Raw genomic sequence first — 8,862 nt, 5'->3', positions numbered from 1 at the left:
GTAGCCCTGCGGCTCCACACCCCCCGTACCCCCGCAGTCCACCGATTCGCACACACTCCCACGGACAAGTCGGCTAGTCCGTGGGTCGGCAGCCCAGGGCTCTCGCCGGTCTGTCGCCGAAGCTTCGATGGGCCGCTCGTGACGCCGGGATGCGCCGCTGCGTATCTCGGGGGACGGTGACGAAGGTGCCGTCACCCCGCCGGCACTCCCCCCGTGGCTAGGAGCCCGCCATGTCCGAGCGCAACACCGTCCTGCGCAGCCTCCACGACGTCGGCCTGGCCGCCTGGTTCGGCGGATCCCTCATGGGCGCCGTCGGCCTCAACGGCGCCGCGAAGGACCAAGGCGACACCTGGCAGGCGCAGGCCCGGATCGCGAGCTCGGGCTGGGCCAGATGGACGCCCGTCTGCGCCGTCGCCATCGGCGCACACCTCATCGGCACCAGCGGTCTCCTCGGCGCGAACGCCGCCAGGGTCGCCGCCCAGAAGGGCGTCGCCGCCTCCACCCTCGCCAAGACGGTCCTCACCGGCGCCGCCCTGGCCGCGACCGCCTACACCCGCATCGCGGGCAAGAAGATCGAACGCGCCGCCTCCGACGACCCCCACGACGCCGAGAAGTCCGAGCAGCATCCCCTCGACACCGGCCAGGCACAGCACCACCTCGCCTACGCCCAGTGGGCCGTCCCCGCACTGACCTGCGGACTGATCGTCCTGAACGCACTCCACGGCGAACAGCAGCGACCCGCCCAGCAGATCCACGGCATGTGGCAACGCGTCCGAACCCTCGCCCCCCACCTGGCTCCCGGCGAACACTGGTACCCCAGCCACTGATGCGGCGCATGGCACACATGGTGGACATGATGTCGAAGAGACGGGGTCGGATTCCGCATCGGGAGATCGATCATGATGGCGGAGGGTGGATTCCGCCCTTCGCGCATGCCCTGAGAGGCGCATCGTATCGGCCGGACAGGCGGGGATAGGGGAGAGAGGGCGAGCCCGGTGACGCGTTCCTCCGCGTCACCGGGCGGGCATCCCTCGAAGCCGGTCCCGTCAGGGCAGGGTCCACTTCTGGTTGGCGCCGGTGTGGCAGGTCCACAGGTGGACCGGGGTGCCGTCGTTCCACACGCCTCCCGAGGCGTCCAGGCACTTGGCCGACTGTGGGTTACGGACCGTGCCGTCGGACTGCGGCGTCCACTTCTGGGCGCCCGTGCCGTTGCAGGTCCACAGCTGGACCCTCGTACCGTCCGCGCTGCCGCCACCCGACACGTCCAGGCACTTGCCGAGGGCCTTCACCGTGCCGTCGGTCCCGGTCGTCCATTTCTGGGCGCCGGTGCCGTTGCAGGTCCACAGCTGGATCCTCGTACCGTCCGCTGACTGGGAGTTGTCGACGTCCAGGCACTTGCCGTTCACGCCCTTGACCTCGCCCGTGCGGGGACCGGGCTGTCCTCCGTTCTGCTTGATCCGGATGTTGCGGAAGGACACGTCGTCGCCGTCACCGTGGTTCTGGAGGCCGATGTGGCCCTGGCGCAGGCTCCGGACCGGGTCGGCATTGGTGAAGTCGTTGATCTTGCTGCCGTTCAGGAAGATCTCCAGGCGTTCGCCGGTGACCCGGAGCTCGTAGGTGTTCCACTCGCCCGGTGGGTTCAGGGCGGCGTCCCGGGCGGCGAGGTCGGCGGATTTGAAGCCGTAGACGGCGCCCGTGGTGCGGTCGGCGCTGTCCGTGGCGTCGATCTGGATCTCGTAGCCGTTGTTCACCGCGGACCAGGGGTCGTCGGAGGCGGGGAAGCCGAGGAAGACGCCGGAGTTGTCGTCCCCGGGGGCCTTCCAGTCGAGCTTGACGGAGTAGTCGCCGGTGAACTCCCGGGCGGAGTACCAGAGCATGCCCAGGCCGCCCCGCGAGGTGAGGGTGCCGTCGGCGAGGGCGAACCCGCCCGGTCCCGCCTGACTCCAGCCGGTGGTGGAGGAGCCGTCGAAGAGGGAGGTGTAGCCGGTCTCCGGGCGGCAGTCGGCTTCGGTCATGCCCGCGGCCCAGCGGATGCCGCCGAGGAGGTGGCGCCGGAAGGAGGGTTCGGCGTACGACTCGTCGGTGTGGCCGCCGCCCGTGTAGAAGGCCCGGCCGCCCTCATAGCCCTTGCACCAGGCGATCGGGTGGTCGCCGGACATGTTCCCGCCCGTGTAGCTGGACTCGTCGAGGGAGGCCAGGACGCGGGCGGTGGTGCGGGGGTTGGTGCGGTAGTTGTACCACTCGTCGGTGCGCTGCCAGGCGGGACCCAGGTGGGCGGTGGCGTCGTGCGCCCGGTCCTCCACGCGGACGGTGGCGGACTGGATCGCGGGGTGGGACTGGAAGAGGGCGCCGGCCAGTCCCTCGTAGAAGGGCCAGTCGTACTCGGTGTCGGCGGCGGCGTGGACGCCGACGTATCCGCCGCCGCCCCGCACGTACCGCTCGAACGCGGTCTGCTGGGCCGCGTCCAGGACGTCGCCGGTGGTCGACAGGAAGACGACCGCCTTGTACTGGCCGAGGTTGCCGGTCGTGAAGGCCTGGGCGTCCTCGGTGGCGTCGACGGTGAAGTCGTTCGCCGCGCCCAGGTCGCGCAGGGCCGCGATGCCGGGGGTGATCGAGGCGTGCCGGTAGCCGGCGGTCTTGGAGAAGACGAGGACCTTGTAGGCCGGGTCCGCGACGGCGGTGCCGGCCGCGGTGGCGGAGTGTCCCGGCGGTGCGGCCTGGGCCGCCGCCTGGGGGGTCAGGCAGAGGGCGGCACAGGCCAGCAGGCCGAGGACCGCTTTCAGGGGGGTGCGCATGGAACGGTCGCCTCCTTGTCCGTGGGAGTGTGTGCGAATCGGTGGACTGCGGGGGTACGGGGGGTGTGGAGCCGCAGGGCTACGGCAGGGTCCACTTCTGGTTGGCGCCGGTGTGGCAGGTCCACAGGTGGACCGGGGTGCCGTCGTTCCACACGCCTCCCGAGGCGTCCAGGCACTTGGCCGACTGTGGGTTGCGGACCGTGCCGTCGGACTGCGGCGTCCACTTCTGGGCGCCCGTGCCGTTGCAGGTCCACAGCTGGACCTTCGTACCGTCCGCGCTGCCGCCACCCGAGACGTCCAGGCACTTGCCGAGGGCCTTCAGGGTGCCGTCGCCGGGGACCGTCCAGGTCTGGGCGGCGCTGCCGTTGCAGGTCCAGATCTGGATCTTCGTACCGTCGGCGGTGCCGGCGTTGTCGACGTCCAGGCACTTGGCGTTCACGCCCTTGACCGGGCCCGAGCGGGCGCCGCCGCCGGTGGTCGTGAAGGAGAACTCGTCGACGTCGAACAGCGATCCGCTGCCGCCCTTGAAGACGAGGTACAGGGTCGTGGAGCCGGCCGGGCGGTTGGTGAGGGCGGTGGTCACGTCCTGGAAGGTCTCCCAGCCGCCGGTGACGGGTGCGGCGACCGTGCCGAGCAGGGTGCCGGTCGGGGAGCCGGCGCGCACCTCGATCGTGCCGCCCGTGCCCGCCGAGGAGATCCGGGCGGTGAAGCGGTCCGTGTTCTCCAGGGCGTAGGGACGGAAGGCGATCCAGTCGCCGTTCTCGATGTATCCGACGGTCTTTCCGCCGTGCGCGGCGGCGTGGCTGACGACCTGGACCCCGGAGGCGTCGGTGTGGTGCTCGGCCTGGCGGTGGGCGGGCTGGGTGACGTGCTGGTCGTGGGCGGTCAGGGCGGGCTGGCCGTTGGCTCCCCTGTCGGTGTACTCGGCGTCGACGACGCCGAAGATGTTGGCGTTGGGGTCGTGCTCCCCGTCGGCGAGGGTCTGCAGGGTGCCGGTGCAGCCGGTGGCGGAGGTCTGGGGATGTCCGTGGCTGTCGTGGCCGACGATGAAGGTGACCTTCACCTTGGAGCAGTCGACGGTGCCGTCCTCGGGGTCGGTCACCGTCACCTTGAACGGGATCGCCGCCCCGAAGTCGTAGACGTTGCCGTCGGCGGGCAGGTCGAGGCGGACCGTGGGGGCCGTGTTCCCGACCGTGATCAGGACCGAGGCGGTCGCCGACCTGCCGGTGGTGTCGGTGACCTTGAGGGTGGCCGTGTACTGGCCGTTGGCGGTGTATGTGTGGGAGGGGTCGGCGGCGGCGGAGGTGGCGCCGTCGCCGAAGGTCCAGGCGTAGGAGAGGGCGTTGCCGTCGGGGTCGGAGGTGCCGGCCGACGAGAAGGAGACGGCCAGCGGTGCCTTGCCGGAGGTGAGGTTCGCGCGGGCTTGGGCGATCGGGGCGCGGCCGCCGGTGACGTGCTCGATGCGGTAAAGGGCGGAGTTCTCGTCGCCGTTGAAGTAGCCGGTGCCGTAGTCGAGGACGTACAGGGCGCCGTCCGGTCCGAAGGCGGTGTCCATCACCTGGGTGCCGCTCCAGGGGAAGGGGTTGATCGACTGCACGGTGCCGTCGGCGGCGGCCTCGATCCGCTTGATCCAGCGGCGGCCGAACTCACCCGCGAAGAAGTTCCCGTCGTACTCCTGGGGGAACTTCACGTCGGAGGTGGAGGCGGCGTCGTAGCGGTAGACCGGGCCGGCCATGGGCGACTCCGAGCCGCCGCCGAACTCGGGGACGGAGGAGCCGTTGTAAGGGATCCAGGCGGGCTGGGCGGGCGGCAGATCGGTGAGGCCGGTGTTCCGCGGGGAGGTGTTCTTCGGGGCTGCGCAGTGGAACACCGCTCCCGAGGTGCCGGTGGCGAAGTCGTAGTCGGTGTAGGCGTTGTTGTTGCCCGTGCAGTACGGCCAGCCGAAGTTGCCCGCCTTGGTGATGCGGTTGAACTCGACCTGGCCCTCCGGTCCCCGGGCGGGCGAGGCGGTGCCCGAGTCGGGGCCGTAGTCGCCGAGGTAGACGGTGCCGGTGGTCTTGTCGACGCTCATCCGGAAGGGGTTGCGGAAGCCCATCGCGTAGATCTCGGGACGGGTCTTCGCCGTGCCGGGGGCGAAGAGGTTGCCGCTGGGGATCGTGTAGGAGCCGTCGGCGTTCACCTTGATCCGCAGTACCTTGCCGCGGAGGTCGTTGGTGTTGCCGGCCGAGCGCTGGGCGTCGTAGGCGGGGTTGCGGCCGGCGCGCTCGTCGATGGGGGTGAAGCCGTCCGAGGCGAAGGGGTTGCTGTCGTCGCCGGTCGAGAGGTAGAGGTTGCCGGCGGCGTCGAAGTCGATGTCGCCGCCGACGTGGCAGCACAGGCCGCGGGAGGCGGGGACGTCCAGGATCTTCTTCTCGCTGCCGAGGTCCAGGGTGCCGTCGGTGCGCAGGACGAACCTGGAAAGGCGGTTGACCCCGTCGTACGGGGTGAAGTCGGCGGCCGTGCCGTCCGCGGGGGCGTCTCCGCCGGGGGTGGTGAGCTTGGGGGCGTAGTAGAGGTAGACCTGCCGGTTGGTCGAGAAGCCCGGGTCCGCCGCGACGCCTTGCAGGCCCTCCTCGTCGTGGCTGTACACGTCGAGCCTGCCCGCCACGGTGGTGGTGCCCGCGGCATTGGTCAGGCGGAGCGTGCCGTCGCGCGAGGTGTGCAGGACCGAGCGGTCGGGGAGCACGGCCAGGGTCATGGGCTCGCCGGTCTCGGCCACGCCCTTGGCCAGCGTGACCTGCTGGAACTCCGGGGCGGCCGCGGCCGCTGCCGTGGACTCTGTCCCGGTCCCGGTGCCGTGGCCCCGGTGGGCGGGCGCGGCGTGTGCTGGGGACACCGGCAGGAGGCAGCCGAGGGTGCATGCCACGGCGGTCAGCAAGAAGCGGGCGCGTCCGCGCCCGGGCGTTCTCATGCGCACAGGGGTCTCCCGACAGGGGTGGGGTGGTGGAAGCCTCGGGGTGCTGCCGAGGTACTAGGGGGCGTGCGCCGTCACGCCGCAGGGACCGGCCACCAACTCATGACCGGTTCATTTCAAGGAAGTTAGCGGGCTTTGTCGGAGTCCGTAACCCGGTGCGCGCAAGTTGTCGCCACTTTATTCTCGTCGGGGACAAAGCATGGACGGTGTCAGGAGAAGTCCCTACTGTGTCCGTCGCGGCGGTGCGGACCCGTTCCCGTTCCGCCCGCAGCGCCTCCGTGTCCGGGCCGACGGCGCGTCCCGGCAGCGGTGGATTCCTCCCTCGCCCGATCGAGTCCTTCACGTCCTGAAGGACCGTCAGGAGGTCACGTGTATCCACGGCTGTACCCCCACCGACCGGTCAGACGCCTGGCCGGCACGCTCATCGCCTCGTTCCTGACCGCCGCCCTGGCGGCCTCCCCGGCCTCTCCCGCCTCTCCCACCTCTCCCATGTCCCCGCCGTCCCCGACCTCGCCGACCTCGCCGGTGTCCTCGGGACCCGCGAAGGATCCCGTCGGCACCAGCCGACCCGTCCGTGTGAAGGGCGCCGCCGTCCCGGCCGGTTCCATCCTCAAGGGCCGCTCCGTCGCCGCGCTCCCCCCGCAGACACCCGGCGTGACGCTCCGCGTCTTCGACGTGCAGGTCGCGCTGAACAACCTCTGCGTGCTGAAGCCCGGTCAGACCCCCAACATCGACAAGCTGATGCCGGTCATCGACTGGTCCACCACCGCCGACTTCGGCCTCGACACCAACTTCGTCACCCAGACGACCGGCAACCTCAACGTCGCGCAGGCGGGCAGCCACACCCTCCGCCTCGCCAGCGACGACGGCTCCCGCCTCCTCATCGACGACCAGGTGGTGATCAACCACGACGGCCTGCACGGTCCGGACCCCAAGGACGCGACCGTGAACCTGACGGCGGGCGTCCACTCCCTGCGCATCGAGCACTTCGAGCGCGACGGCGGCCAGCAGGTCACGCTGTCCTGGAAGCCGCCGGGCGCCACCGGCTTCGGCGTCGTGCCGAACTCGGCCCTGAGCACGGACGCCGACGTCGTCCGGGTGACCGCGCCGGGCCGCAAGGAGTGCGAGGGCGTCGCGGACACCCCCGGCGACGGCCTGCCGCTCACCGGGGTGCACCCGAACTACACCCTCACCGGCCTCCGGCCCCAGGGCTTCGAGCCGCAGGTCTCCGCGATGGACTGGCTGCCGGACGGCCGTCTGGCCGTCGCCACCTGGGGCGGCAGCAACAACACCACGGGCGAGGTCTACCTGCTCGACAACGTCACGGGGAGCACCGGCCCGGACAAGGTGACGGTGAAGAAGGTGGCCTCGGGCCTGAAGGAGCCCATGGGCATCAAGTACGTCGACGGCAAGCTCTACGTCTCCCAGAAGCACGAGCTGACCGAGCTGAACGACACCGACGGGGACGAGGTCACCAACCAGTACCGCCGGGTCGCGACCTGGCCCTTCGGCGGCAACTTCCACGAGTTCGCCTTCGGCCTCCTCTACAAGGAGGGGTTCTTCTACCTGAACCTGTCGGTCTCCATCAACTACGGCGGGGCGACCACGAACCCGCAGCCGGCTCCGAACCGCGGGACCACCGTCAAGGTGAACCGGCAGACCGGCGAGGTGTCGTACGTCGCCGGCGGGCTGCGCACCCCGAACGGGATCGGATGGGGCCCCGAGGGCGACATCTTCGTCACCGACAACCAGGGCGGCTGGCTCCCCTCGTCGAAGCTGCTGCACGTCAAGCAGGGCCGTTTCTTCAACCACTACATGAACCCGGCCGGCCCCTTCGACGGCCGGCCGGTGACCAAGCCGGTGCTCTGGCTGCCGCAGAACGAGATAGGCAACTCCCCCAGCACACCGCTCCAGCTGACCGAGGGGCCGTTCGCCGGTCAGATGCTGTTCGGCGACGTGACCTACGGCGGCGTCCAGCGCGGCTTCCTGGAGAAGGTGGGCGGCGAGTACCAGGGAGCGGTCTTCCGGCTCACCCAGGGCCTGGAGGCGGGCGTGACCCGGATCAGCATCGGCCCGGACGGCGCACTGTACGCGGGCGGGCTGGGCGCGGACGGAAACTGGGGACAGGAGGGCAAACTCAAGTACGGGCTGCAGAAGTTGACGCCGAACGGCTCCAATGCCTTCGACATCCGCGCCATGCGCGCCGTACCGGGCGGCTTCGCCCTGGAATACACCCAGCCGCTGTCGACGCAGACGGCCACCGACCTGGCCAAGCACTACAGGATCGAGCAGTGGCGTTACGCGCCGACCGCCGGCTACGGCGGCCCCAAGATCGACGAGGAGACGCTCACCGCGCAGACGGCTACTCTCTCCGCCGACCGCAAGACGGTCACCCTGACCATCCCCGGTCTCAAGGCCGACCGGGTGGTCCACGTCCGCTCGCCCCGACCCTTCAGCTCGTCCACCGGCGAGAACCTGTGGAGCACCGAGGCCTGGTACACGCTCAACCAACTGGCCGGCGGGGCGCACACGGGAGAGGTGCGGGGCCTCGGCAACAAGTGCCTGGACGTCGACAACTCCCAGACCGCGGACGGCACGAAGATCCAGGTGTGGGGCTGCAACGGCACCGGCGCACAGAAGTGGACGGTGACTGCGGACGACGCGCTGAAGGTCCTCGGCAAGTGCCTTGACGTCTCCAACGGCGGCTCAGCGGACGGCACGAAGGTCCAACTGTGGACCTGCAACGGATCGGGCGCCCAGACCTGGCAGGCCCAGGCCGACGGCAGTCTGCGCAACCCGCAGTCCGCCAAGTGCCTGGACGTCGCGGGCGGCGCCACGGCGGACGGCACCAAGGTCCAGCTGTGGACCTGCAACGGGACGGACGCCCAGAAGTGGGCCCTTCCCTGACCTGACGGCGGGCGTGTGCGGGCCGCACACCGCGGTGTGCGGCCCGCACACAGCTGGCGGGGCGACCAGAGCGAACGGTCGCGTGGCTGGGTGGTGGAGCCGTCCGAGCCGTCGAGGACCGGTCAGTGGAGGCCGGTTACCCGGCGCGCTGGGTTGTCTCCCCGGCCTGGACGGGCACGGCGGGCAGGGGGGCGGTACAGGACGCGC

Annotated in this window: 4 protein-coding genes; 2 read left to right on the top strand and 2 right to left on the bottom strand. The window is 70.6% G+C overall.

The window, feature by feature from the left end; translation table 11 throughout:
• Positions 1 to 230: 230 nt before the first annotated feature.
• The gene (locus tag EAO70_RS00260; protein ID WP_148001010.1) at positions 231 to 827 is read left to right on the top strand and encodes a hypothetical protein; all 597 of its coding nucleotides are present in this window, start codon (positions 231 to 233) and stop codon (positions 825 to 827) included.
• A 219-nt stretch (positions 828 to 1,046) separates the two neighbouring features.
• On the opposite strand, the gene EAO70_RS00255 is transcribed toward EAO70_RS00260, so the two are convergent.
• Positions 1,047 to 2,795, bottom strand: a complete 1,749-nt coding sequence (locus EAO70_RS00255) for a ThuA domain-containing protein (RefSeq protein ID WP_148001009.1) — start codon at positions 2,793 to 2,795, stop codon at positions 1,047 to 1,049.
• A gap of 79 nt (positions 2,796 to 2,874) precedes the next feature.
• Positions 2,875 to 5,745, bottom strand: coding sequence for a PQQ-dependent sugar dehydrogenase (locus tag EAO70_RS00250; RefSeq protein WP_148001008.1), 2,871 nt, complete (start codon positions 5,743 to 5,745; stop codon positions 2,875 to 2,877).
• A gap of 372 nt (positions 5,746 to 6,117) precedes the next feature.
• On the opposite strand from EAO70_RS00250, the gene EAO70_RS00240 reads away from it, so the two are divergent.
• Positions 6,118 to 8,655: a lectin gene (locus EAO70_RS00240; protein ID WP_410090894.1), complete on the top strand. Its 2,538-nt coding sequence runs from the start codon at positions 6,118 to 6,120 to the stop codon at positions 8,653 to 8,655.
• Positions 8,656 to 8,862 lie beyond the last annotated feature (207 nt).

The organism is Streptomyces sp. adm13(2018), assembly GCF_008042145.1.
Taxonomy (GTDB): Bacteria; Actinomycetota; Actinomycetes; order Streptomycetales; family Streptomycetaceae; genus Streptomyces.
Note: the sequence above shows the minus strand (reverse complement) of the source record. Positions and strands in the feature narration are given on the sequence as shown.